We start from the raw sequence: 24,894 nt of genomic DNA, 5'->3' as shown, positions 1-24,894 counted from the left end.
ATGCGGTTGATGGTTTGTGTTGTTTGGCGACTGATCAGATCGCTCAAACCGCATTGAGTTCCCGCCTACAAGTGATCTACTAATTGGAACAGTTATTTAGGGTGCAATTCTTTGTATCTGTTGGAGGTAATGTTGTCAATCTGACAGGCAAAGAATGGAGATGAAATTAAGGTGGAGAAACAAGCTGAAATGCATGGTTAGCAACAAGATCAAGGGGCTGCCTAGCCCCTTGATCTTGTTAATAAAATTTAGTTACCCAACGCTTTGTTGACGGTAAACAAATCTTCTTCAGTCAGAGTGCCGGCGGCCTGCTTCAGCGCCAGGATCGACAAAATATAGTCATAACGGGCTTTGGACAGGTTGCGGCGAGCGTTGAACAGGTTACGGGTGCTTTGCAGTACGTCGACGATAGTCCGGGTACCCACTTCAAAACCAGCTTCAGTGGCTTTCAGTGCTGATTCGGCTGAAACCACCGCTTGCTGCAATGCTTTGGTGCTGGAGATTAACGAACCCACATTGTTGTAGTTGCTGCGAACTTGACGCACCACACTGCGGTAGCTCAGTTCCAGATCTTCGGAGGCTTCCACATAATTGGCACGTTTTACCGCTTCATTGGCTGAGGTGGCACCGCCAGAGTAGATTGGCACGGACAGTTCCAGGCCTACTGAGCTGCTGTCGGCTTTTGGTGAATTAAAAGTGATGTCGGTGTCCCGGTTTTTGCTTTTGCTGTCGCTAAACCCGGTTTGAGCGGTGAAGTCCACCGTCGGGTAATGGCCTGATTCCGCTACATTGATATTGTGCTCAGCAATCTCCACCGACAGTTTGCGGACTTTCAGCTCCAGGTTGTTGTCCTGCGCCAGTTGCACCCAATCCTGTGGACTGGCTGGGTTAGGCTGAGACGGGGCAAAGCGGCTGGTATTCAGTGTATCCAGCTGGGAATGGTATTCACCGGTAATTTCACGCAGGTATTCTCGGGCGATTTCCAGTGAGTTTTGTGCGGCAATTTCGCTGGCCACAGCGCTGTCAAACTGCGCTTGTGCTTCGTGCACGTCAGTAATAGCCGTTAAACCGACCGCGAAGCGTTGTTTGGTTTGTTCCAGCTGACGCTCAATGGCGCGTTTTTCGGCTACGACAAAACTTAAATCGTCGTCGGCTGACAACACATCAAAGTACGCCTGAGACACACGCACAATCAGCGCCTGGACGGTCGCGTTGTAAGCCGTCTGGCTTTGCAGTGCTACTTTTTCAGAGATTTCTAGGTTTTCCCAGTTGCTCCAGTCAAACACTGACTGACGCAAAGCAATGCCTGCGCTGGTCGAGGTGCTTTCTGCTTTGTATTGGGTGCCGGTTTCAGAATTGTACTGATCACCAATTGACTTGTTGGCACTGGCGCTGAAACCAATTTGAGGCAGCAGGCTGGCTTTGCTGACATCAATGGCGGCTTTGGCTGCATCACGGGTTGCCGCCGCTTTCAGTACCTGCGGATCCTTTTTGGTGGCCAGCTGATAAATGGTTTGCAAATTTTCGGCGTTCGCCTGCACACTCAACAGCGCCAGAGTGGTCGCGATGACAGTGCTCAACAGGGTCTTTTTCATAAACTAAATTCCATTATTTAGCGAAAGTGATGTCATCATACTCTGTGAAAACGGAGCAGGTAACGAAATAAAGCGTAAAAGATGTACGCTCAAGTGTAACAGAATGTGAGATCTCAAATGACTGATTTCAAGCCGGAAAATTATCCATTCTTTTCCAGGGCCGATGTTGAGGTTGTCGACAGGCAGACAGTTTTTCAGGGTTTTTTCCGGATTGACCAGTACAAAATCCGCCACGCGCTGTTTAATGGCGGCCACAGTGGCGTATTTCAGCGTGAGTTGTTTGAACGGGGCCATGCGGTGGTGGTGTTACCCTACAACCCACAAACAGATGAGCTGGTGCTGATCGAACAATTCCGCGTCGGGGCCTTGGATAACCCGAATGGCCCCTGGTTGCTGGAAGCCATAGCGGGCATGATTGAAGCCGGTGAAAGCACAGAGCAGGTGGCCCAGCGCGAAGCCGAAGAAGAAGCCGGTCTGGTACTGGAGCAGTTCTTGCCTATGCTGAGCTATCAGAGCAGCCCGGGAGGCAGCACCGAACGCATTCATTTGTTACTGGCGCGCCTTGCGCAGCGGGAGGTGGCTGGGGTCTATGGTCTGGCCGATGAAAATGAAGATATTAAAGTCCATTTACTGCAACGTTCAGACGCTATGCTGTTACTGAAGGCCGGAAAAATAGACAATGCCGCTACGGTGATTGCGTTACAATGGTTGACGCTGAACCTCAGGCAGGTGATTGAAAACTGGAGCTAAAGTGAACCAATTGCAGCTTGCACGCAAAAAATATGTGCCTTACTTGCCAGACTTTCTCAGTCTGTGCGAGCGCAATTATGCGCAGCTGCGTTTTTTCCTGCCACGTACCGAGCGGCAAGGTGAGCAACACCTTATCCATATCAGTGCCAGCGAAAGTTACCGGGTGGAAGTGCTGGAGCGCTGCAAATACACAGTGACAGTGCGGATTGAATTGCTCAAAGAGCAGAGTAAACCCTGGTTCCACCCTCAATTTGAGGTGCGGCTCTATCACGACGCCCGTATGGCCGAAGTGCTGGCTTGCCAGCATGTTCGTCAGCTGCGGGCTGTCTATAGCTATCCCAATGTGGATATGCTGCTGCCCGACGAAAAAGTACAAATTAACCTGCTGCTGCGTGACTGGTTGAAGCTGTGTGCGCGCCGCGGCTATCAGACCACCGAATTGCTGGCCTGATTAAACTTCGCGCTTTAGAACCGGACACATCGATGAAACTTGCCTTATACCTGCATGGCTTCGCCAGCTCTTCGTTATCCGAAAAAGCGGTGCAAACCCGCGACTATTTTGCCGCACAATTGCCGCAAGTGCAGCTGCTGACCCCGGACTTACCTTATACGCCAGACGAAGCGATTGCGGCTATTGAACTGGCGCTGGACGGCCGTCGGCCGGATGCGGTGATTGGCAGTTCTTTGGGGGGCTTTCTGGCAACCTGGGTGGCAGAGCGTTATGGCTGCCTTGCTGTGCTCGTCAACCCGGCGGTGCAGCCTGACCAGTTACTCAGCCAGCATTTTGGTGTCTATCGCCACTCGGTGTTGCAGCAGGATTTTTTGGTGAATGCAGAGCAAATGCCGAAATTGCGTGTGCTGGAAAGGCAACCCACCCAACCTGACCGTTACCTGGTGTTGCTGCAAAGCGGTGATGAAGTGCTGGATTACCGTAAGGCCGAGCACTGGTATCAGGGCTGTCAGATTGAAACCGTGCAGGGCGGCGACCATAGCTTTGTCGGTTACGCCAATTATCTGCCTGCTATTGTCAAGTTTTGCCAATTCGCGTAAAACACTGTTTGTTAATACAGTTATTTTGAGAGCTGAAGCCTGTTATGACTGAGAGTCAATACAACGCCGATTCCATTGAGGTGCTGACGGGCCTTGAGCCGGTGCAGCGCCGTCCTGGGATGTACACCGACACCACCAGACCCAATCACCTGGGGCAGGAAGTCATCGACAACAGCGTCGACGAAGCGCTGGCTGGCCATGCCGATACAGTGCACGTCATTTTGCACGCTGACCAATCATTGGAAGTCATCGACAATGGTCGAGGTATGCCGGTCGATATTCACCCGGAAGAAGGGGTTAGCGGTGTTGAACTAATCCTCTGCCGTTTGCATGCTGGTGGCAAGTTCTCCAATAAAAACTATCAATTCTCCGGTGGTCTGCACGGCGTCGGTATTTCTGTGGTGAACGCCTTATCTGGCCGGGTCGAAGTGGCGGTGCGCCGCGACGGCAATGTTTATGAAATTGCCTTTGAACATGGCAATAAAGTGTCAGAGCTCGCCATTACCGGCACTGTAGGTAAACGCAATACCGGCACCCGGGTACGGTTCTGGCCTGCACCTCAGTATTTTGATTCAGCAAAGTTTTCGGTCAGCCGGCTGCTGCATGTGCTCAAAGCCAAAGCAGTGCTCTGCCCCGGACTCACCATTAAGTTTGATGACAAGGTCAATGAGCAAAGCTACCAGTGGTGTTATCAGGCTGGGATCAAAGATTATTTAGCCGATGCCGTCAAAGAAATGGTCGCGCTACCGGAAAGCCCTTTTGTCGGCAATTTCAATGCAAAAACCGAAGCGGTGGAATGGGCCGTGCTGTGGTTGCCGGAAGGTGGCGAGCTGGTCACCGAAAGCTATGTCAACCTGATCCCAACCGCGCAGGGCGGTACTCACGTTAATGGCTTGCGCCAGGGCTTACTGGAAGCACTGCGCGATTTCTGTGAATTCCGCAACCTGTTACCGCGTGGTATCAAACTGACACCGGAAGATGTCTGGGATCGCTGTGCTTATATTCTTTCGCTGAAAATGCAGGAGCCGCAGTTTGCCGGCCAGACCAAAGAAAAACTGTCGTCGCGCCAAAGCGCCGCTTTTGTGACCGGCGTGGTCAAAGATGCCTTTAGCTTATGGCTGAACGAGCACACTGACATCGCTGAGCAGCTGGCGGCTTTTTGTATCAGCAACGCACAGAAACGCTTAAAAGCTGCCACTAAGGTGGTGCGGAAGAAAGTGACGGCGGGCCCGGCCTTGCCCGGCAAACTGGCTGACTGCAGTGCGCAGGATTTAAACCGTACCGAACTCTTCCTGGTGGAAGGGGATTCTGCAGGGGGGTCTGCCAAACAAGCGCGTGACAGAGAGTTTCAGGCCGTGATGCCGCTGCGCGGTAAAATCCTCAACACCTGGGAAGTGGAATCCGAACAAATTCTGGGTTCGCAGGAAGTGCATGACATTTCTGTCGCTATTGGCATGGACCCAAACAGTGCAGATTTAAGCCAGCTGCGCTATGGAAAAATTTGTATTCTGGCTGACGCCGACTCCGACGGTCTGCACATTGCAACCTTGCTGTGTGCGCTCTTTATGCAGCATTTCCGCCCGCTGGTGCAGGCTGGCCACGTGTATGTGGCGATGCCGCCTTTGTACCGTATCGACTGTGGCAAAGAGGTGTATTACGCACTGGATGAAGACGAGAAAAACGGCATTCTTGAGCGGCTGGAAGCGGAGAAAAAACGCGGCAAAATCAACGTGCAACGCTTTAAAGGTTTGGGTGAAATGAACCCACTGCAGTTACGGGAAACCACCATGGACCCGAATACCAGACGTCTGGTGCAACTGACCATTGATGACGTGACACAGACGCTGGAAACCATGGATATGCTGTTGGCGAAAAAGCGTGCGACCGATCGCAAAGACTGGCTGGAACTGAAAGGAGACAGAGCAGTTCTGGCTTAAAGGAAGCATAGAAGAGATGACACAACAACAATACCCCAGGTTATGGGGAGCTGTGCTGAGCTTTTTAATGCTGCTAAGTGTGCCATTGGCCGCGCAGGAGCCAGACTGGCTGAGCCAGGTGCGGCAACAAAAAGCGCAGCAACCTGACGCGATGCTGCACTTGTTACAGCAACACCAGACTGAATTTGCCAGCTGGGACCGGGCTGTGCAATTGCAGTACCTGCTGCAGCAGGCCGACATTTTTGAAAGCCTGGAAAAATACCAACAGCAGCAACAGGTGGCTGAGCGGGCACTGGAATTGTTGGCTGACGAGCGTACAGAGCTGACGGTGGAGTTTTGGAATAATCTGGGCTTTGCCCGCGAAATGCAGGGCCAGTACCAGCAAGCCATGCAGCAGTATCAGCAAGCCTCAGAACTGGCCAGGCAACTGGGGCTGCAAAAGCTGGCGATTGAAGCCGACATCAATATTGCCGCTATTTACTCAGCGGACGAAAAATACCAGGACGCCTTGCAGTTGCTGAAAGCCTGCTATGAACAGGCTGCTCAGCTGAAGGATGAAGAAACCCAAGCCTATGTGAATTCAGAACTGGGTTTGCTGTATCTGACTTTGGGTTTTGATCGTGATGCGCGCCAGTTTATGCAGCAGGCATTGGCCAGCTATAAAAAACTGGGCTTTCAGAAAGAGCAATTGGATGTGTTGTTTAATCTGGCGACCAGTTACAGCCAGGCGGAAGATTATGCCTTGTCGATGCAGTACTACGACGAACTGCTGCAGCTGGCCAAAGCGCAAAACGACAAGGTCAATCTGTACTTCGCGTATCTGGGGCTGGCGTCGACCAGCCGCAGCAGTGACAAAACTGACGCCGCTCTGGCTTACATCGAAAAAGCAGAACAGTATCTGCCGGCTTTGCAGTCGACCTATCAGAATGCGATGCACCATTTGGAGCGAGCGATGATTTCACGCGACCTGGGGCAAATATCGCTGGCGAGTCAGCAACTTGAGCAGGCAGAACAGGCATTAGCGCAAGGGGAGAACAACCAGAACCAGTCCAGCCGGCTGGGGATGCTGCGGTTAAAAGCCAAGCTGGAAGCGGATTTAGGTCGTTATCAGCAGGCTTATCAGCATCTGGACGAGTTTTACACCGGTTACCGTAAGCTGCGTAACAAAGAACATGAACTGTCGGTGGAACGGTTGCGGCTGGCGTTTGACGTGGAGCGTCAGGCGGCGGCCAACGAATTGCTGGCCAAAGACAATGAACTCAAAGCCATGCGTTTGCAGGAAGTGGAACGTAACCGCCAGATCCAATGGCTGTGGATCACCATTTTCGGCTTTACCACGCTGATTTTACTTATTTTATTATTATGGCAACTGACCCGGCGGCAACAGCAGCTGACGGCTCAGCGCTCTGAGCACGGAAACAGCAAATGACAGATATCCAGATTTCTGCCGACGGCGTCGAGCAGCTGCCGCTACGCCGTTTTACCGAAGAGGCGTACCTGAATTATTCGATGTACGTCATTATGGACCGGGCCTTACCTCATATTGGTGACGGCCTGAAACCGGTGCAGCGCCGTATCGTCTATGCGATGTCTGAACTGGGCTTATCGCATCTGGCGAAATACAAAAAATCCGCCCGTACCGTCGGTGACGTATTGGGTAAGTTCCACCCACATGGCGACAGCGCCTGCTACGAAGCCATGGTGTTGATGGCGCAGCCGTTTTCTTACCGTTACCCGCTGGTCGATGGTCAGGGTAACTGGGGGGCGCCGGACGATCCGAAATCCTTTGCTGCGATGCGTTACACCGAAGCCAAGTTATCCCGCTTCAGCGAAGTGCTGCTGTCCGAGCTGGGCCAGGGCACCACCGACTGGGTACCGAACTTTGACGGCACGCTGGATGAACCCAAAGTCTTACCCTCGCGGTTGCCGCATATTCTGTTGAACGGCATTACCGGTATTGCTGTGGGGATGGCAACCGATATTCCGCCTCATAATGTGCGTGAAGTCGCCAATGCAGCGGCCCTGTTGCTGGACAACCCCAAGGCGACAGTGCCGGATCTGATGCAGTACATTCAGGGCCCGGATTATCCGACGGACGCGGAGATCATCAGCCCGGCACATGAAATTCAGGCGATGTATGAAACCGGCCGTGGCAGCGTCAAAATGCGGGCTGTCTACCAGATTGAAGACGGTGACATCGTGATCACCGCGTTGCCGCATCAGGCCTCTGGTTCGAAAGTGCTGGAGCAAATTGCCGCGCAGATGAACGCGAAAAAGCTGCCTATGGTGTCGGACCTGCGCGATGAATCGGACCATGAAAACCCAACCCGAATTGTCATTGTGCCGCGGTCGAACCGGGTCGAGGTGGAGCCATTAATGGCGCATCTGTTCGCCACCACCGATCTGGAGAAAAGCTACCGGGTGAACCTGAATATTCTTGGTTTGGATTTGCGGCCGCGGGTAAAAGGCCTGGTGGAAATTCTGACCGAATGGCTGACCTTCCGCCGCGATACAGTGCGCAAGCGTCTGCAGTACCGGTTAAACAAAGTGCTGGACCGCCTGCATGTGTTGGAAGGTTTGTTGATTGCCTTCCTCAATATTGATGAAGTGATCCGCATTATTCGCGAAAACGATGAACCCAAGCCGGTACTGATGAGCCATTTTGGCATTACCGAACGTCAGGCTGAGGCGATTTTAGAGTTGAAGCTGCGTCATCTGGCCAAACTGGAAGAGATGAAAATTCGCGGTGAACAGGCCGAGCTGGAAAAAGAGCGGCTGTACCTCGAAGGTGTTTTAGGCTCTGAGAAAAAGCTGACCAAACTTATTCGCGATGAGCTGATGGCCGATGCAGAAAAATACGGCGACGAGCGTCGTAGCCCTATTGTGATGCGTACTGAAGCCAAGGCTTTGAGCGAAAAAGAGCTGCTGCCAAGCGAACCGGTGACTGTGGTGTTGTCGGAAAAAGGTTGGGTGCGTTGTGCCAAAGGTCATGATGTGGACGGCAACAGCCTGCAGTACAAAGCCGGTGACGGTTTCCGCGCGGCGGCAATAGGCCGCAGTAACCAGCAAGCGGCCTTTCTGGATTCTTCCGGCCGCAGTTTTGCCTGTGAAGCCCATGATTTACCGTCGGCCCGCGGTCAGGGCGAACCCTTGTCTGGCCGGTTTGCCATAGTAGCAGGGGAGAGCTTTGAGCATGTGTTGATGGCCGAAGATGCGCAGAAACTGCTGCTGGCCAGTGACGCCGGTTATGGTTTTGTCGGTACCTTTGTCGACCTGGTCAGCCGTAACAAAGCTGGTAAAGCGGTGTTGACCTTGCCTACTGGTGCTAAAGTATTGCCGCCGGTCGCCATTAAAAATGCTGACACCGATTTGGTGGTGGCGATTAGCACCGAAGGCCGTATGCTGGTGTTTCCGCTGTCGGAGCTGCCGCAACTGTCTAAAGGCAAAGGCAATAAGATTATTTCGATCCCATCGGCCCGAGCAGCCAGCCGCGAAGAGTATGTCAAGTTGCTGGCTGTGGTGCCACAGCAAAGCGCGGTGACTCTGGTGGCAGGCAAACGCAAAATGACCATCAAAGCCGATGATTTGCAGCATTATCTGGGCGAGCGTGGCCGTCGTGGGAACAAATTGCCACGTGGCCTGCAGCGTATTGATGAGTTGTTAGTTGGAGAAGTGGAGTAGTTGACTGCCTGATCGCGACAGATCAAACCAGACTAAGCGGTTGAAACCGCTATACTCGGGCCCTTGCAATGACAAGGGCCTTTTTATTGTGTTAGCTGTGATTCGTTTAGTATTGATCGCCGTATTTATTGTGTTGACCGCCGTCGTGGGTTTAGCTATCTGCCTGATCAAACCTTTTTATCCTCCCAACACCGCCCGCTTCGCTCATTGGTACGGCTGGGCTGCACGGATTTTTGGCATGCAGGTCGAAATTCGTCGTGCCGAAGGCATTCGCGATGCCATGCCTTGTGTCTTTGTGGCGAATCACCAAAACAGTTATGACTTGTTTACCCTGTCGGGTTCTTTATTACCTGGCACAGTGACCATTGGCAAAAAGAGCCTGAAGTGGATCCCATTTTTTGGGCAGCTGTACTGGCTGGCCGGTAATATCCTGATTGACCGCGCCAACCGCAGTAAAGCAGTGGGCACCATGCAGGGTGCTGTGGACCATATTCAGCAGGATAAAGTCTCGGTCTGGGTGTTCCCTGAAGGCACCCGCAGTTATGGCCGTGGCTTGTTGCCATTTAAAACCGGTGCTTTCCATATTGCCCAGCAAGCTGGCGTGCCTGTGGTGCCGGTGGTGATGAGCAGCACCCATAAAGTCCGGCTGAATAAATGGAATAACGGCAAAGTGATTATTCAAATGTTAGCCCCGGTGCCAGCCTCGGCAGAGCAACCAGTGCGTGAGCTGATGGATACTGTGCGTCAGCAAATGCAGGACACTCTGACAGCGCTTGATAGCGAACTGGCAAGCGACTACACTGCCGGTTCTGTCACTGTTACGGGATAACCTCATGGAAAACTGGAAAGAATTTGCTGAAGACACCATTGCCGCATTAATGGAAGATGGCAGCGATCCGGATGCGGAATACACGATTGAGCACCATTTTTACCATGAAGATTTTACCAAGCTGGAAAAGCTGGCGGTGGAAGTATTCAAACTGGGTTTTGAAGTAACGGACGCCGAAGAAGTGGAATTTGAAGAAGGCGGCAGTGCCTGGGTATTTGATGCCATTCGTGAACAGTCACTGGATGCAGATACTATTACTGCAGACGCAGTCAAACTGGACCAGCTGGCACAAAAGTTTGGTGTCGATTATGACGGCTGGGGCACCTACTTTGAAGGTGGCGAAGAAGGCGATGACGACTTCGATGACGAAGAAGAGGACGACGAGCCGCGTCACTGACAGTGACGGCCATCACGTCTGATAAAAAACCGCCCTAAGGCGGTTTTTTGCTTTGAGCCCGCTAACGAGCGGGCTTTTTCACATACTGTCGCTCAAAGTGAGTTCAGGAAGGTTTTGACGGCTGCTCGCTGCTCAGCAGTCAACTGCTCATACAGACTACGGCTTTGCGTTGCTTCACCGCCATGCCACAAAATGGCTTCGTCCAGAGTACGGGCACGGCCATCATGCAGGTAACGTACGTTGTCTGCGCCGCCTTGCACATAACTCAGACTGCCCAGGCCCCACAAGGGCGCGGTACGCCACATGGAGGCGCTGGCATCGCCTTGTGGCAAGGTATCCGCCAGACCTGGCCCCATGTCATGCAGCAATAAATCGCTGTACGGCTGGATCTTCTGATTGCGCAGTTCAGCCAATGGATGGTTATTGCCTGTGGTAAAACTGGCGGTATGGCAGGCGACACACTGGCTTTGCACAAAGAGCTGCTTGCCTTGCTGAATAAGTTCAGGGTTCACATCGTGTTCTGGTGAGACACGGATGCCAGCCGGATAGCCACTGCGTAAGCTGCGCTGGGCCGGTACCCCTAACAACCCCAGATACTGGCTTAATTGCTGCAATTCAGTTTCTGAAACCGCGCTGCTGCCGGTGGACTGCTGGCAGTCGTTGGCGGCTTTCTGGCAAGAACGCTGCGGATACACCGGGCTGGTCACCCCCATGTCCTGCAGCAGAGCTTCAGCGGCCTGATGACGGGCTGATATTTTGGTCGCTTTCCAGCCAAAACGTCCCAGCTGACGGGCACCGGTTTCCGGGTTTTGTACCCAATGCGCCACGCCTTTGACACCGTCGCCATTGGCATCATTAATATCGACGTTGGCCAGAATGGCTTGTTCAGGGATGGCTTCCAGCAGCCCCATGCCGATGACCTGAGGGGCCTGACGCACCGAGTAGAGCTCAGGCACCGGACCTTTAAACTCGTACAGTGGCTTTTGCAGCTCGACCTGGCTGCCGTCCGCTAAGGTTCGCAGCTCCGTCTGGTAGCCCGTCAGGTAGACATTAAAGTCTGCTGCCTGAGGATCGCGGCTTTTGCTTTGAATATTCAGGCCATAGACAGGGTCTGGCAGTAGCTGGTTGTTTTGCATGGTTCCGGTAAAGACCGAATAGGTCTCCAGCGTTTTACCAGGCTGCAAGGTCAGGCTGCGGCCGTTATTCAGGTGACAACCAATACAGCGTTCATTGTTGTACCTTGGTCCCAGTTGATTCTGGTGTTCGGTAAAAACCGGGTTCTGGGTCGGCGATTCGGAGTGAATACCGGACAAAAATGAGCTGTGGAACAAGCGGCGTCCTTTAACAAAGCGCATGGTATTGCCAATGCCGATGTTATTGGCCATTTGCTGGAACATACGGAACGGCTCTTCCGAGTAGTTGTACGACACACTGGTTTCGCCGCCGAGCAAGGTATGCTCAGGCAGAGGCTCTGAATCCAGGTTCGGTACCACACCATACCAGGGGCGTAAGCCAACACCAACTATATACAGCTGCTCGAAGGAGTAATAACGCTCACCACCACCATCGATCACCGGAGTCAGCAGCCGTGGCGCTGGCGCCAGCTCTATTTTGTCGCCAACTTTTAACGGGCTATGGGGGCTGGTGCGCCAGTTGGAGTTAAAGCTCATCATGCATTCGCGTTTGCCAGCGTGACACAAAGGCTGACCGTCTTCGTTCGGATTATTGAAGCCATAATTCAATGACCAGCCAAAATCACGTACGTCCGGGTTTTCAATATTGCGGAACAGGCTAAAGGTGGTGCCGCGGAAGCTGCCTTCGTTCACATGCAGCCAGACTTCTATGCTGTTGCCACCGGCTGGAATACTGTCGCGAATTTCCAGACCAAAGGTGCGGTTTTGGAAATAAAAAGGCGGGAAGGTCAGGTAACGACCGGGGCCTTGATCCGGCGCATCCCAGGCTTCTCCCCGTTCACGGGCATGGCGCTCTGTCGGGCGGGCCCCCATCAGGGTCACCAGGGTGCCGTCAGCTTCTTTGTACTGAATTTTTTCAATCACTTCGGTGTTGGCCGGAAACAGTGGCAGGGCGCCCTCAGGTAAAGGCACTGGCTCTGGTTCGGGTTCAGTCGGAGTGCCTGGGTCTGTTGGCTCAGGAGGCTCTGTTGGATCTGTAGGTTCAGCTTCGGGCCCAAACACTTCCAGCTCCCGGATGGAATAGCCCCAGGCATTGCCTGAACTGCGGCTTTGTGCCAGTACTCGCAGGTAGCGGTAGCTTGCACTTAAATCGAAGCGGTCAGTTCTGTTACCGAACTCATCAATATAAGGGCTGGCGAGGGTGCTCCACTGACTGTTATCCAGCGAGCCCTGAATTTGATAAGCGGCGGCATTGGCAGCCTCCCAATGAATGGCCACTTGCTGGATCGGGCTGACGGAGCCGAGATCCACTGACAACCAGGCTGAGGTTTCACTGTGCTCAGATTCCCAGCGACTGTCGGCATTGCCGTCGACTGCTCTGCTTGAAGACTGCAAGTGGCTGCTGGCATAACTGGTTTTGCCCTTGGCCAGATTGATACTACCCGCCGGTGGCACGTCTGCTGGTGGGGCTTGCGTTTCACCCTCAGTGCCGAGCACCCGCAATTCCCAGATGGAAAAACCATAGCCGTTATGGGCTGCATGTTTAGTGGCAAAAATACGCAGGTAGCGCAGCTTGACATCCAGCTCGATACTGTCAGTTCTGTTACCCTTTTGGCCGCCAGTTTGGGTGGAGACTGTGGTCCAGTGTTCGTTGTCATCCGAGCCCTGTAGCTCGTAGATTTCTGCGTTGGCATCTTCCCAGTCAATCTGCACCTGGCTGATATGACTGATGCTGCCCAGGTCTACCGCCAGCCAGCTTGGCGCAACTTTGTGGACGGACTCCCAGCGGCTGTTGCTGTCACCATCAACGGCCAGTTTCGCCCGCCTTAGTTCAGTACTGGCGGTCACTTTTTTGTTAAGCGCCAGATTTTGCTCGTCGGCTGATGCGGCGCCAGCAGACAACAGCAGGATGGCCAGCAAGCCCCTACTCAGGGGTTGCCCCCCTAAGTAGTTGGCGATGCGGCCTGTGGTTCTGGTATGCGAGTCCATAACATCTCCTTTGGTGATCGAGTTAAACAGACGTATCAGTGCTTGTTTAGTGTGCTGATCTGCCAGTTAAGTGTTTTGCAGAGCCTTGTTTCAAACAGAAGTGGGCTTGAAAGCAGACGCCAGCTTTATGATAAAGCGGCCAGTGTGAAACAGTGGTGAAGGCCAAATTGTATTTATTTGTGAGAGGTAAAGATTTGTTTGGTGAATGATAATTACTATCATTATCAGTCTTTTGTTTGGTATGATAAATAAGAACTTTTATCCACATTTTAGATAAACAGAGGACTTCATGATCAGTAAACCCATCTTTGCTCTTTCTCCTGTCATGCTGGCGTTTGGGTTGCATGCCCATGCCGCAGAAGTGGCAGATGCGCAAGGCAACCAGGCCAATGAAGACAGTGTTGAAGTGATCCGTATTGTCGAAAGCCGGATCCAGCGTGTTAGTTCTGGTGCTACGGGTTTAGGTCTGGATAGTTTTGATACACCGCAGTCGCTGTCGATTATTGAACAGGACACTATTGCTGATTATGGTCTGAGTGATATCAACAGCTTGTTCAAACACGTGACTGGTATCAATGTGGATCAAAGCGAAACCGACCGGACCTACTTTAACTCCCGTGGTTTTGATATCAGCAGTATGCATATCGACGGTTCAGGCATTCCTTTTGGTGATATTTTTGTTGGCGATTTAGATACGGCCATTTACGAAAAAATTGAGTTTATCCGTGGCTCGAATGGCCTGATCACGGGTCTGGGTAACCCGTCAGGCACAGTCAATTACGTCAGAAAACGACCGAAAAACGAGACCGAAGGCAGTGTGGACCTGAGTTATGGCCGTTGGTCGAATATGCGGGCTGTGGCTGATGTCTCGACGCCATTAACCGACTCAGGCAGCTGGGCTGCCAGGGCGGTCGTGGTACATCAGGACAAAGAAAGCTGGTTAGACTTGTACGGCAACAACCGTACTGTGCTGTATGGCGTGGTGGACGGTCAACTGAGCGATTCTGTAGCGCTGACCTTTGGTTACACCTATCAGGATAACAACAGCAATGGCGTCACCTGGGGCGCAGTGCCACTGATTTACTCAGACGGCACCCAAGTTGATTTTTCCCGCTCTGTCAGCTCTGCGATGGACTGGTCTTATTGGGATACGTTAAATAACACAGCGTTTGCGGAACTGAGCTGGTTCATCAACGAAAACCTGAATTTCACCAGCAAACTGAACCATATCAAGTACGAAGAGCAATCTGAGTTGTTTTACACCTATTCCAATACCGGCATGGACCCGGAAACAGGCTTAGGTATGTTGGGTTACCCAGGCAAATTCTCAGCCGATGATAAAACGCTGATTTGGGACAACACCCTGCAAGGCTCCTTTGTGGCCTGGGATCTGGAGCATAAGTTTAACTTCGGCGTTAGTCTGGCTGACGCAGAAACCAGCGATCTGGATTATGGAGCGCTCAGTGGTTTTGATGTGATGCCAGCGTTGCCCTGGACAGGTAAAGAGGTGGCAAGACCAGAGTGGGCGGCGCCTTATGAAGCGGGCTTTACCGACGTCAGCCTGAACCGGGTTTATGGCTCGCTGCAACTGGCGCTGACGTCAAACTTTGACCTGGTATTGGGTGCCAGCCTGGTTGATTATGAAAACGAAGGCGAATCCTGGGGCGCATCCACCTCCACCACAGAAGATGGCAGCAGCCCTTATGTAGGCTTTACCTGGGAGCTGGCGGACGGCTTGAATCTGTACGGCAGCTACAGTGATATTTACCAGCCTCAGTACTATTTAAATGAAGATCTTCAGCCGCTGGGCTCTGCACAAGGCAGCAGCCTTGAGATGGGTCTGAAAAAACAATTTGATAATAAATTGCTGGTCACGCTGGCGCTGTTCCGCACAGAACAGGAAAACCTGTACGAGTTTGTTGAATACGGTGATGGTGACGGTGTAGACGATGACGACTACTCAGACGACTTTAACTATGCCATCTACAAAGGCGTGACTGTCGATTCGAATGGTATTGAGCTGGAAGTGTCAGGCCCAATCAGCGACGAATGGACTTTGCAGGGCGGTTTCACGGCGCTCACTATGGACGATGAAAATGGCGACGAAGCCCGTACTTTTATTCCGCGTCGTACCCTGAAGTTGCTGGCTGATTATGCACCGGCCTGGGCCGACAAACTTAATGCAGGTGTCTCTGTGCGCTGGCAAAGTGAAACCTACTTTACCTCTGGTTATGGCCGCATTACTCAAGACAGTTATGCGCTGTTTGGCGGTTATGTGCAGTACCGCTTTAACGACCAGCTGTCGCTTGGCCTGAACCTGGACAATATCAGTGATGAGAAATACTTAAGTTCAGTGCGTACTGAGCAGGCTTTCTACGGCTCGCCAACGAACTACAGCCTGACTTTGCACTGGAATTATTAATCCCGTCGGGGTCAGGTCTTGAATTTTGCATTGCAATGCAAAATTCAAGACCTGACCCCAAAAGATTGGCGGAGTGCAGGCTTTTAGTCAGGCAATTTAAACTGCTGGGCAAGTTCGGTAAAAGCGCGTAGGTAATCGATATCCAGGTCGGCTTCACGGACACCCAAAAAAATTTGTTTCTGGATACCTTCGGCACCAAGCCGAACCGGCAGCACGGCAAAGTTTTGGCTTTGTTCATCGACCAGCCAGCGCGGTAAGGCTGCGACACCTCTGTTATTGGCTACCATCTGCAGCATAATTTCGGTGTTTTCTATCGGCTTATGCTGTTTTGGCAGAATGCCGGCCGGGGTCAGAAACTGGTTGTAAATATCCAGCCGGTCTGTGGGCACCGGGTAGGTGATCAGAGTTTCTGTACTGAGCTGTGCTGGTTGGATCGACTGCTGATTTGCCAACTTGTGGTCGCGGCTAACCGCCAGCACCAGTTCGTAATCAAACACCGGCTGATAATGCAGGCCTTGTTTAAACACTGGATCTGGCGTCACCAGCAGATCAATTTCATAACCAAACAAAGCCGCCAGGCCGCTGAACTGAAACTTCTGTTTCACGTCTACATCAATGTAAGGCCAGGCCTGCAGGAAGGGGGAGACCAGTTTCAGCAGCCACTGGTAACAGGGGTGACATTCCATACCAATACGCAAAGTGCCCCGCTCGCCACTGGCAAACTGGCGCAGACGTTCTTCGGCGTGAGTCAGCTGAGGCAGTAAACGATTAGCGACGGCCAGCAGGTAGTGGCCAGCCTGGGTGAGTTTCAGGCTGCGGCCTTCCCGTAACCAGATATCGGTTCCCAGCTGTTGTTCCAGTTTGCGCATGCTATGACTGAGCGCTGATTGAGTCAGACAGAGCTGACTGGCGGCGGCAGTTAAAGAACCGAGTTCTTCGACCGCCCGCACTATGGCTAAATGGTGACGTTCCAGCATTTAAATGAATTCTGCTCATGGTTTTCTAATTTAATACCACTTTTATTCATTTATGCCCAGCAGCAGTGTGTAAGTCTGCGGTGAAAAGTTATTTTTTATCTCATTTAGTTATAACTTTTCTTCTAAATAATACTTTAGGTTATTTAACAGCTCTGCTGTAATGCGTACATCGCAAACAAAGTTGGGATCCTTCGTATGGCACAAAAAGATCTGCAGCCTGATGTACTGACACAGTTACTGGACAAGCTGGAACGGCTGGTCGGTAAAGTGGAGTTCGGTTCTATCGAGCTGGTGTTTCACCAGGGCAAGCTGGTGCAACTGGAGAAAACCGAAAAACTGCGGCTGGATAAACCCGCTTCTTAATAGTCCCTTCTTTTCGGTCTTCAGCATACCGGACCACCGGCTCTGAGGTTTGATAAGGCAAGGCAAACAGCCTGTTGCTGAGAACTGATATGAGCATTCAATTACAGAACATTCAGAAAAAATTTGGCGATTTTGTCGCTGTCGACAACGTGAACCTGAACATAGGCACAGGCCAGCTCACCGCGCTTTTAGGGCCGTCCGGTTCGGGAAAAACCAGTTTGCTGCGTATTATTGCCGGGTTGGAACAAGCCGACAGTGGCCAGGTCTGGTTTCATGGGCAGGACATTAGCGAGCGCCATGTGTCACAGCGTGGTGTCGGTTTTGTCTTTCAGCATTATGCGCTGTTTAAGCAGATGACAGTGTATGAAAACGTGGCTTTTGGCCTGACGGTTAAACCAAAAAAACAGCGGCCTGCAGCGGCGGAAATTCGGCGTAAAGTGATGCAGTTGCTGGAGCTGGTGCAATTGGATTGGACTGCAGACCGTTACCCGTCACAGTTGTCGGGTGGCCAGCGTCAGCGTATTGCACTGGCCCGGGCGCTGGCGGTGGAGCCGAAGGTGTTACTGCTGGATGAACCCTTTGGCGCACTGGACGCCAAAGTTCGCGCAGAACTGCGGCGCTGGTTACGCCGACTGCATGATGAAATTCATGTCACCAGCGTATTTGTCACGCACGATCAGGAAGAAGCGCTGGAAGTCGCCGATCAGATTGTGGTGATGAACAAAGGCCGCATTGAGCAGCAAGGTTCACCCGAACAAGTGTACGACAACCCGGTGAATCCTTTTGTGTTGGAGTTCCTGGGCAACGTCAATCTGTTCCATGCCAGAATCCGGCCTGGTGGAGTACAGTTGAGCACAGTGGCTGCGCCTGAAACCCAGCAGCAGGATACGCTGGCCTATGTCAGGCCACATGAAATTGAGGTGTTGCTGCAAGCCGACCCTGACAGCATTGCCGCAGAAGTGGACTTGATTACCGTAGTTGGCCCATCGGTGCGGCTCGACTTTGTGGCGCAGGACAATCAGCAACTGATCCAGGTGGAACTAGCCAAAGACAACTTTAAGCGATTAGGGCTGAGCCCAAGGCAACAGGTCTGGCTGAAGCCACAACAAAGCCGGATCTTTTTAGGGGAGGGGATCTGACAAAATTTACGGCTGCACATGAATGTAATCAGAATGCTGCTGGCTGACTGATTTTTCTAAACAACTCTTTTAAATCTGCAAAAACTGCAATAATGTTGCGGCTATAGCGGTAAATGAAGGGTTATCCTCTATGGCGCACCAATCCGGGGTGTATCTGCACAGTCAGCGCCAGCAGCAGCGACTGCGTCAGGTGATTTGGGTCTGTTTTCTCAGCGTGGCCTGCGGCGCCCTGTTATCCGGTCCCCGTTCAGCCGTCTGGCTGACCTTAGTCGCGGCCTTGATGTTGCCTGTGTTTCTCTGGTTAAAAAGTGATGCCTATGAAAAAGCCAATAGCTGGTTGCTGTGGACTTTAACTATTGCAATCAGTGGTTTATTACTGCTCAACAAAGGCATACATGATCCACTGATTATCTGTTACCCAATGATCCTGATGTTTGCTGCATTGTTTGCCGGGCCCAGGCTGTACCTGAGCCTGGTGGTGTTTATGTTGCTGTTTTGCTGTTCATTAGCCACTGTGGACTGGTGGCAACAAAACCTGACTGCAATAGGACCAGTGCGCTGGCAGACCATTATCACCCTGGCTATGCTGTTTGCCGTCTGTGGTTTTGCGGTGCGGATGGTGGCACAGGATTTCCGCACTTTATTAAATGAGTTGTCTGATGAGAACCAACGTGTGCAGGAATCTCATCAAACCATTTTGCATCTGGCGCAGACGGATCGGCTGACCGGGCTGGCTCAGCGTGACTTTGCCCGACAGCGCTTTGAGCAGTGGCATCAGCAAAAGGTGGATTTGGCTATCGTCTTGCTGGACTTGGATCAGTTCAAGCCGGTGAATGATTCTTTGGGCCACAGTGTGGGTGACCAGGTGCTGGCTGCAGTCGCAGGCCGTTTGCGCCAGTTGTTACAGCCAGACGAAATTGCCTGTCGTTTTGGTGGGGATGAATTTGTGCTGGTGCTGTGCACTGTCGACGAATCAGCACTGTTTGGCCGGCTGGATAACCTGCTAAGCAGTCTGCAACAGCCCATTTTGGTTGAGGAATACAGTATTCAGCTGTCAGCATCTGTCGGTGTGGCTTTTTCATCGGCAACGCAGCATGACTTTAATCAGCTGTGCCGGATGGCCGATCAGGCCATGTACAAAGCCAAAGACGCAGGCCGCAACACCTACCTGCTGTACAAACAGGAATGGCAGCAGCATCAGACTGATACGCTGAAATTAATTACTGATTTGCGCCAGGCTGTGCGGGAGCAGCAGTTGGAGCTGCATTACCAGCCAAAATATGAATTAAGCTCGGGCCGGTTGAATGGCGTAGAGGCGTTACTTCGTTGGCGTCACCCTGAGCTAGGTTGGGTTGGTCCACAACATTTTATTCCGGTGGCCGAAGAGACCGGTCTGATTGACAGCCTCGGACTCTGGGTGATCCGGCAAGCCTGTCTGCAGGCTGTCCAGTGGCATCAGGCGGGTCAGTCGCTGGTAGTGGCAGTGAATTTGTCAGCCCGCCAGTTCCGCTCTGGTCAACTGCCGGAGCAGGTGGCGGCTGTGTTGGCCGAAACCGGCTTACCTGCTGAGTTATTGGAGCTGGAACTGACCGAGTCGATGCTGATGGACGAGCAGTATCAGGTGCAACAGCAACTGACACAATTAATGGCTACCGGCGTTAAACTGGCCATTGATGACTTTGGCACTGGGTATTCCAACCTGCATTATCTGAGTAAGTTTCAGGCAGCAACCCTGAAAATTGACCAGTCCTTTATTCTGCAACTGAATAGTTCTATCCGGGATCAAGCTTTAGTCAGCGGCATGATCCAGCTGGCACACAGCTTGGGTCTGGTTGTGGTGGCGGAGGGCGTGGAATTACCCGAAGTGGCCAGTTTGCTAAGCCAAATGCAGTGTGACTCGGCGCAAGGTTATTTGTGGTCTAAACCAGTGACGGCAGAACAGCTTTGGCAATTACTGACCCCTGAATTGATTGAAAAACATAGCTGAAAAAAAGCCCCGGAACGAATTAGGTTACCGGGGCGTCTGATGCGGTTAAGCATAAAGACTCAATCAACAGGACAAGGATAGAGCAGGTGGGGAACCTTGCGCTACAGAGTTAATTTAATAGATTAAAATGTTAGTGTAAATTTAATTTATATTCACTTTTGGAATATGGTAACTCATTCTTCTCATGCCGGTTTTGCCACTCCAGCAGGCTTTTCAACACCAAAGTGACAAGTGCCAGTAATGCCAGTAACGAAGACACCGCAAAAGCAGCGGCAAACTGGTATTCGTTATACAGAATTTCAATATGCAGCGGCATGGTATTGGTTTGTTCGCGAATTTTGCCGGACACCACACTGACTGCACCAAATTCCCCCATAGCACGGGCATTGGCCAGAATAACGCCATACAGCAGTGCCCATTTCACCGAAGGCAAGGTGACACGGAAAAAGGTTTGCCAGCCACTGGCCCCCAGGGTGAGCGCGGCTTCTTCCTGCTCTTTGCCTTGCACCTGCATCAGAGGAATCAGCTCACGGGCAATGAAAGGGAAGGTAATAAAAATGGTGGCCAGCACAATGCCGGGCACGGCAAACATCAGCTGAATATCCTGTTGCTGCAGCCAGGGGCCGAGATAGCCTTGGGCACCAAATAGCAACATTAGGCTCAGACCGACAATCACCGGCGAAACCGCGATGGGTAAATCAATCAGCGTCAGCAGCAACTGCCGGCCACGGAACTGAAATTTGGCAATGGCCCAGCTGGCCGCGAGGCCAAACACTAAATTACTTGGCACCGCAATGGCCGCGGCCAGCAAAGTCAATTGAATGGCATGCAAAGCGGCGGGTTCGGTAATAGAAGCCAGATAAACTTCAGTGCCTTTGGCAAAAGCTTCGCCAAACACAATCACCAGCGGCAGTAACAAAAACAAAGTGAGAAAGGCCAGGGCCAGACTGATCAGTAGCAGTCGTACCCAAAGAGGTTCAGAGGTGGCTTGTTTCACCCGTTCGGCCGGAATGGGCAGGCTATGCTGCGCAGTTTTGAAACTTTGATTACCGGCACTGCTCATGCTTTGGCTCCTGCTCTGTGGTTGCTCCAGTGCTGCAGCGCATTAATCAGCAGCAATAACAAAAACGACAACAGTAACATCACAGTGCCAAGTGCCGCGGCTCCGGCGTAATCGAACTGCTCCAGCCGGGTCATAATCAGCAAGGGGGTAATTTCGGTTTTCATCGGCATATTGCCGCTGATAAACACCACAGAACCGTATTCACCGACTGCTCGGGCAAAAGCCAAGGCAAAACCGGTCAACAGGGACGGCAACAATGCGGGTAACAAAATACGCCTGAAGGTCTGGAAGCGACTGGCTCCCAAGCTGGCAGCAGCTTCTTCCAGCTCTTTTTCCAGATCGGTCAGCACAGGCTGCACAGTGCGCACCACAAAGGGCAGGCCGATAAAAATCAGCGCTATGGTCACCCCCAGCGGACTATAGGCTGATTTAATACCAAAGGCCGCCAAGTGTTGGCCTATCCAGCCATTGGGTGCATAAATCGCCGTCAGCGCAATACCCGCTACGGCGGTGGGTAGGGCAAAAGGCAAATCGACCAGTGCATCCAGCACTTTTTTGCCTGGAAACTGATAACGCACCAGCACCCAGGCCACCAGTAAACCAAACACCAGATTGACGGTAGCAGCGAGTAATGACGCGCCAAAGGTCAGTTGGTAACTGGCAATGGCTCTGGGGCTGGCAATCACGGCCCAGAATTCACTCAGGCTGAGACTGGCCGCTTTCGCCACCAAAGCGGCCAGTGGGATCAGTACAATTAAGGACAGATAGAACACCGAAAAACCAAGTGATAATCCTAAGCCCGGCAATACCTGTCGTCGGTTCTTGCGCACTAAATTCACATTTCTCTCCTGTAAGGCAAAAAGTGCTGACCGAGGTCATCGAATCAGCACTGGACCCTGGTTATGGGTCTGGATTATTTTTAGTGGCTGTTATTGGTAAATCTGGTCAAACACCGCGCCGTCGCTGAAGTGCTGTTGTTGAGCTTTGCTCCAGCCGCCGAAGTCGTTGATGGTCACCAGCTTCAGCTGCGGGAATTGTTGGCTGTACGCTTTTGCTACCTCGGCATTGCGTGGACGGTAATAATGTTTAGCGGCAATCTGTTGGCCCTGAGGGCTATACAGGTACTCCAGATACCCCTGTGCGACTTCAGTATTTCCTTTGGCGGCTGCATTTTTATCCACGACGGCCACTGAAGGTTCGGCCAGAATGGATAAAGAAGGCACCACAATCTCGACCGCATCGGCGCCTAATTCATTGACGGCCAGGAAGGCTTCGTTTTCCCAGGCCAGCAGCACATCACCAATACCACGCTGCACAAAAGTGGTGGTGGAACCGCGGGCGCCTGAATCAAGCACAGGCACGTTTTTATACAGCTGGCCGACAAAATCACGGGCTTTGTCTGCAGAGCCATATTTACCTTCAGCAAAGGCCCAGGCTGCCAGGTAATTCCAGCGCGCCCCGCCTGAGGTTTTTGGGTTTGGAGTGATCACTTCCACGCCGGGTTTTACCAGGTCGTCCCAGTCTTTAATTTGTTTTGGGTTGCCCTTACGCACCAGAAACACAATGGTTGAGGTATAAGGTGCGCTGGCATCCGGCAACCGGCTTTCCCAGTTGTCCGGCAAGAGTTTGGCGATTTGGGCGATAGGGTCGATATCGCCTGCCAGTGCCAGCGTCACCACATCGGCTTTTAAGCCATCAATGACGGCACGCGACTGACTGCCTGAGCCGCCGTGTGACTGCTCAATTTTTACGGTGTCACCGGTTTTTTGTTGCCAGTAGGCCGCAAAAGCCTGGTTGTAATCACGGTACAACTCGCGGGTTGGGTCGTAGGACACGTTGAGTAAAGTGACCTCTTTAGCCTGAGCCGTCAGCGCCAGAGCCACAGTGCCTGCGACCAGCCAGGTTTTCAGTAACGCATTAAATTTTTGCATGATGCTTCCTTAAAGATCAGGTGGATCAGAATCTGAAATCCAGACCGACGGCAAAGGTGCTGTCGCTGGGTTTAACTGTACCGATGGCGGTATCGCCTTCGGTGTCGAGCTGGGCGTAATAGCTATACAGGCGGGCTGCTTCATTCAGCCGGTAGTCCAGCCCCAGTGCTACAGCATCAGCTTTTACATCGTCATAACTGGTGTTCAGCGGTGTGGTTTTTGAATGGCCATATTGCAGCTTGGCTGTCCAGGGGCCGGCGATTTTCCAGGTGGCGTTCAGTACATAACCGTCTTGTTCTTTAAAGGCCGTGCCGCTGGCAGCATCCCATTCGCCTAGAGAGTTAATGCCGTTTTGAGCTCCGCTTGCCGACACCGAAGAACCGACAAAGGTGGTGAAAGGTCCAATGCGGTCTGTGTCGTCATGCTGTTCCGCTGTTTGATAAATGGCACCGAGCTTTACCTGGCCCAAGCTGATTTCACCGGTCAGGCGCAGCGCATCTGTAGCAACCACATTGGAATCTACCGCGACGCCGACAAACCATGTGCCTTTGCCATAGGTCAATGAGCTGGAGTAGCCTGTGGCCAGGCCATCGTCATCCTGCGGATTGCTGGCCGACACCAGCACCCCGGTTTCTTCGTTTTGTACAGCTGCAAGTTTGAATTCAAAGCCTTGCCAGAAAATAGGCGAGTTGTACTGGATCACATTGTCAGGGCGGTTTTCACCGACCAGATAACTGCCAATATCAGCCAAAGCGGCGTCGTTAAAGCGGTCAATATCGGTGCGGGTGATTGGATTGGCTAACAAGGTCTTCAACGGACTGTCGTTTTTGCCCAACAACACAGTGCCCCAACGGCCTTCAATACCTGCGTAAATATTGCGTTGACTAAGCTCACGGCCATTGCTGTTGGTGCCGTTGTCGGCGTCAATGCCGTACTCCACCAGATACACCAGCTTCAGCTCGTCGTTAATGGTGAGGTCTCCTTTAATGCCAAAACGGGAGGCATTGCTTTCAATGGCCCACTGCTCCAGTTCAGGCACAGTGGCGGTCGCGCCTGTATGCAGATAGCTGGCCGGAGTACCGGTCTGGCCGAACTCCAGTTTTTCAAACTTATAGTGCTGGGCTGATAAATTCAGCTTACCGTAAATAGTCGGGCCTGCAGCCTGAGCCTGAGTGCTCAGTGCTGCGGCGACGGCCAGAGCCGTCAAAGCTAAAGGGCGGTAAAAACGGGTCGGCAACTGCCGGGACTTACTTAATTTTCCATAATACTGAGCTGACATAAAAACTCCCAAAGGGCTTTATCGCTCTTCCGGTGTTCCGGTCAGTGTGCTTTTTGAATGTTCCTGGTATGCAGCAGTGAGTGGTGGTGGTTGCTGCCTGCATCGTTGTTTTTAGCCATCTGGATGCATAGAGCTAATGTAGATGCTATTTTTATTTCAAAAAAGAAAGAAATTTGAATTTATTAGTATTAAAAGGAATATAAGGCTAAAAGAAAGGCAATGCTATACAAAGCGAGGAAAGGCAAAGAACTAAGCAGACCCTGTGAGGCATGGATGCCGAACAGGAGCCTATAGGGATATATCCACGGCGCGTCTGCGTGGGCTTTGCCTTTTCCGCAGCATCCAAACCAACTACTGAATAGATAAGCAGTT

At 52.1% G+C, this 24,894-nt stretch carries 19 protein-coding genes; 12 read left to right on the top strand and 7 right to left on the bottom strand.

The window, feature by feature from the left end; genetic code table 11:
- Window positions 1-248: 248 nt before the first annotated feature.
- The gene (gene tolC / locus ACFO3I_RS15000) at window positions 249-1,595 is read right to left on the bottom strand and encodes an outer membrane channel protein TolC (protein ID WP_377335266.1); all 1,347 of its coding nucleotides are present in this window, start codon (window positions 1,593-1,595) and stop codon (window positions 249-251) included.
- 117 nt (window positions 1,596-1,712) lie between these two features.
- Between tolC and nudF the strand changes: the two genes are divergently transcribed.
- The 8 genes from nudF (at window position 1,713) to rraB (ending at window position 10,239) form a co-directional block, all read left to right on the top strand.
- The gene (gene nudF / locus ACFO3I_RS14995; protein WP_377335264.1) at window positions 1,713-2,345 is read left to right on the top strand and encodes an ADP-ribose diphosphatase; all 633 of its coding nucleotides are present in this window, start codon (window positions 1,713-1,715) and stop codon (window positions 2,343-2,345) included.
- A 1-nt stretch (window position 2,346) separates the two neighbouring features.
- On the top strand, window positions 2,347-2,796 hold the full coding sequence (locus ACFO3I_RS14990) for a DUF1249 domain-containing protein (RefSeq protein ID WP_377335262.1): 450 nt from the start codon (window positions 2,347-2,349) through the stop codon (window positions 2,794-2,796).
- A gap of 32 nt (window positions 2,797-2,828) precedes the next feature.
- Window positions 2,829-3,395 carry a YqiA/YcfP family alpha/beta fold hydrolase gene (locus ACFO3I_RS14985; protein ID WP_377335260.1) on the top strand — a complete coding sequence of 189 codons (567 nt, stop codon included), beginning with the start codon at window positions 2,829-2,831 and terminating at the stop codon, window positions 3,393-3,395.
- A 44-nt stretch (window positions 3,396-3,439) separates the two neighbouring features.
- A complete protein-coding gene (gene parE, locus ACFO3I_RS14980; RefSeq protein ID WP_377335258.1) occupies window positions 3,440-5,332 on the top strand; it encodes a DNA topoisomerase IV subunit B in 1,893 nt (630 codons plus the stop codon).
- A gap of 16 nt (window positions 5,333-5,348) precedes the next feature.
- On the top strand, window positions 5,349-6,761 hold the full coding sequence (locus ACFO3I_RS14975; RefSeq protein WP_377335256.1) for a tetratricopeptide repeat protein: 1,413 nt from the start codon (window positions 5,349-5,351) through the stop codon (window positions 6,759-6,761).
- Complete coding sequence (parC, locus tag ACFO3I_RS14970) at window positions 6,758-9,013, top strand: DNA topoisomerase IV subunit A (RefSeq protein ID WP_377335254.1); 2,256 nt, start codon at window positions 6,758-6,760, stop codon at window positions 9,011-9,013. Before ACFO3I_RS14975 ends, parC begins: the two co-directional genes overlap by 4 nt.
- An 88-nt stretch (window positions 9,014-9,101) precedes the next feature.
- Window positions 9,102-9,842: a 1-acylglycerol-3-phosphate O-acyltransferase gene (locus ACFO3I_RS14965; RefSeq protein WP_377335252.1), complete on the top strand. Its 741-nt coding sequence runs from the start codon at window positions 9,102-9,104 to the stop codon at window positions 9,840-9,842.
- 4 nt (window positions 9,843-9,846) lie between these two features.
- The gene (gene rraB / locus ACFO3I_RS14960) at window positions 9,847-10,239 is read left to right on the top strand and encodes a ribonuclease E inhibitor RraB (protein WP_377335250.1); all 393 of its coding nucleotides are present in this window, start codon (window positions 9,847-9,849) and stop codon (window positions 10,237-10,239) included.
- Between the two features lie 92 nt (window positions 10,240-10,331).
- Here rraB and ACFO3I_RS14955 read toward each other — a convergent pair whose 3' ends face one another.
- Window positions 10,332-13,361 carry a di-heme oxidoredictase family protein gene (locus tag ACFO3I_RS14955; RefSeq protein ID WP_377335248.1) on the bottom strand — a complete coding sequence of 1,010 codons (3,030 nt, stop codon included), beginning with the start codon at window positions 13,359-13,361 and terminating at the stop codon, window positions 10,332-10,334.
- Between the two features lie 289 nt (window positions 13,362-13,650).
- Here ACFO3I_RS14955 and ACFO3I_RS14950 point away from each other — a divergent pair, with 289 nt between their 5' ends.
- The gene (locus ACFO3I_RS14950) at window positions 13,651-15,783 is read left to right on the top strand and encodes a TonB-dependent siderophore receptor (RefSeq protein ID WP_377335246.1); all 2,133 of its coding nucleotides are present in this window, start codon (window positions 13,651-13,653) and stop codon (window positions 15,781-15,783) included.
- A gap of 83 nt (window positions 15,784-15,866) precedes the next feature.
- Here the strand turns inward: ACFO3I_RS14950 and ACFO3I_RS14945 are convergent, their stop codons facing one another.
- A complete protein-coding gene (locus ACFO3I_RS14945; RefSeq protein WP_377335244.1) occupies window positions 15,867-16,760 on the bottom strand; it encodes a LysR family transcriptional regulator in 894 nt (297 codons plus the stop codon).
- 195 nt (window positions 16,761-16,955) lie between these two features.
- On the opposite strand from ACFO3I_RS14945, the gene ACFO3I_RS14940 reads away from it, so the two are divergent.
- From ACFO3I_RS14940 to ACFO3I_RS14930, 3 genes are all read left to right on the top strand, one after another.
- Entirely contained in the window at window positions 16,956-17,123 is a 168-nt protein-coding gene (locus ACFO3I_RS14940) for a YezD family protein (RefSeq protein ID WP_377335242.1), read from the top strand.
- 89 nt (window positions 17,124-17,212) lie between these two features.
- A complete protein-coding gene (locus ACFO3I_RS14935) occupies window positions 17,213-18,262 on the top strand; it encodes a sulfate/molybdate ABC transporter ATP-binding protein (RefSeq protein ID WP_377335240.1) in 1,050 nt (349 codons plus the stop codon).
- A gap of 130 nt (window positions 18,263-18,392) precedes the next feature.
- Window positions 18,393-20,249 carry a putative bifunctional diguanylate cyclase/phosphodiesterase gene (locus ACFO3I_RS14930; RefSeq protein ID WP_377335238.1) on the top strand — a complete coding sequence of 619 codons (1,857 nt, stop codon included), beginning with the start codon at window positions 18,393-18,395 and terminating at the stop codon, window positions 20,247-20,249.
- Between the two features lie 130 nt (window positions 20,250-20,379).
- On the opposite strand, the gene cysW is transcribed toward ACFO3I_RS14930, so the two are convergent.
- From cysW to ACFO3I_RS14910, 4 genes are all read right to left on the bottom strand, one after another.
- Window positions 20,380-21,312: a sulfate ABC transporter permease subunit CysW gene (cysW, locus tag ACFO3I_RS14925; RefSeq protein WP_377335236.1), complete on the bottom strand. Its 933-nt coding sequence runs from the start codon at window positions 21,310-21,312 to the stop codon at window positions 20,380-20,382.
- The gene (cysT, locus tag ACFO3I_RS14920) at window positions 21,309-22,151 is read right to left on the bottom strand and encodes a sulfate ABC transporter permease subunit CysT (RefSeq protein WP_377335234.1); all 843 of its coding nucleotides are present in this window, start codon (window positions 22,149-22,151) and stop codon (window positions 21,309-21,311) included. Before cysT ends, cysW begins: the two co-directional genes overlap by 4 nt.
- A 90-nt stretch (window positions 22,152-22,241) precedes the next feature.
- A complete protein-coding gene (locus ACFO3I_RS14915) occupies window positions 22,242-23,243 on the bottom strand; it encodes a sulfate ABC transporter substrate-binding protein (protein WP_377335232.1) in 1,002 nt (333 codons plus the stop codon).
- Window positions 23,244-23,268: 25 nt separating this feature from the next.
- Window positions 23,269-24,522 carry a porin gene (locus ACFO3I_RS14910; RefSeq protein WP_377335230.1) on the bottom strand — a complete coding sequence of 418 codons (1,254 nt, stop codon included), beginning with the start codon at window positions 24,520-24,522 and terminating at the stop codon, window positions 23,269-23,271.
- Window positions 24,523-24,894: the final 372 nt, after the last annotated feature.

Source organism: Rheinheimera marina, from assembly GCF_042654345.1.
Classification (GTDB): domain Bacteria; phylum Pseudomonadota; class Gammaproteobacteria; order Enterobacterales; family Alteromonadaceae; genus Pararheinheimera; species Pararheinheimera marina.
Note: the sequence above shows the minus strand (reverse complement) of the source record. Positions and strands in the feature narration are given on the sequence as shown.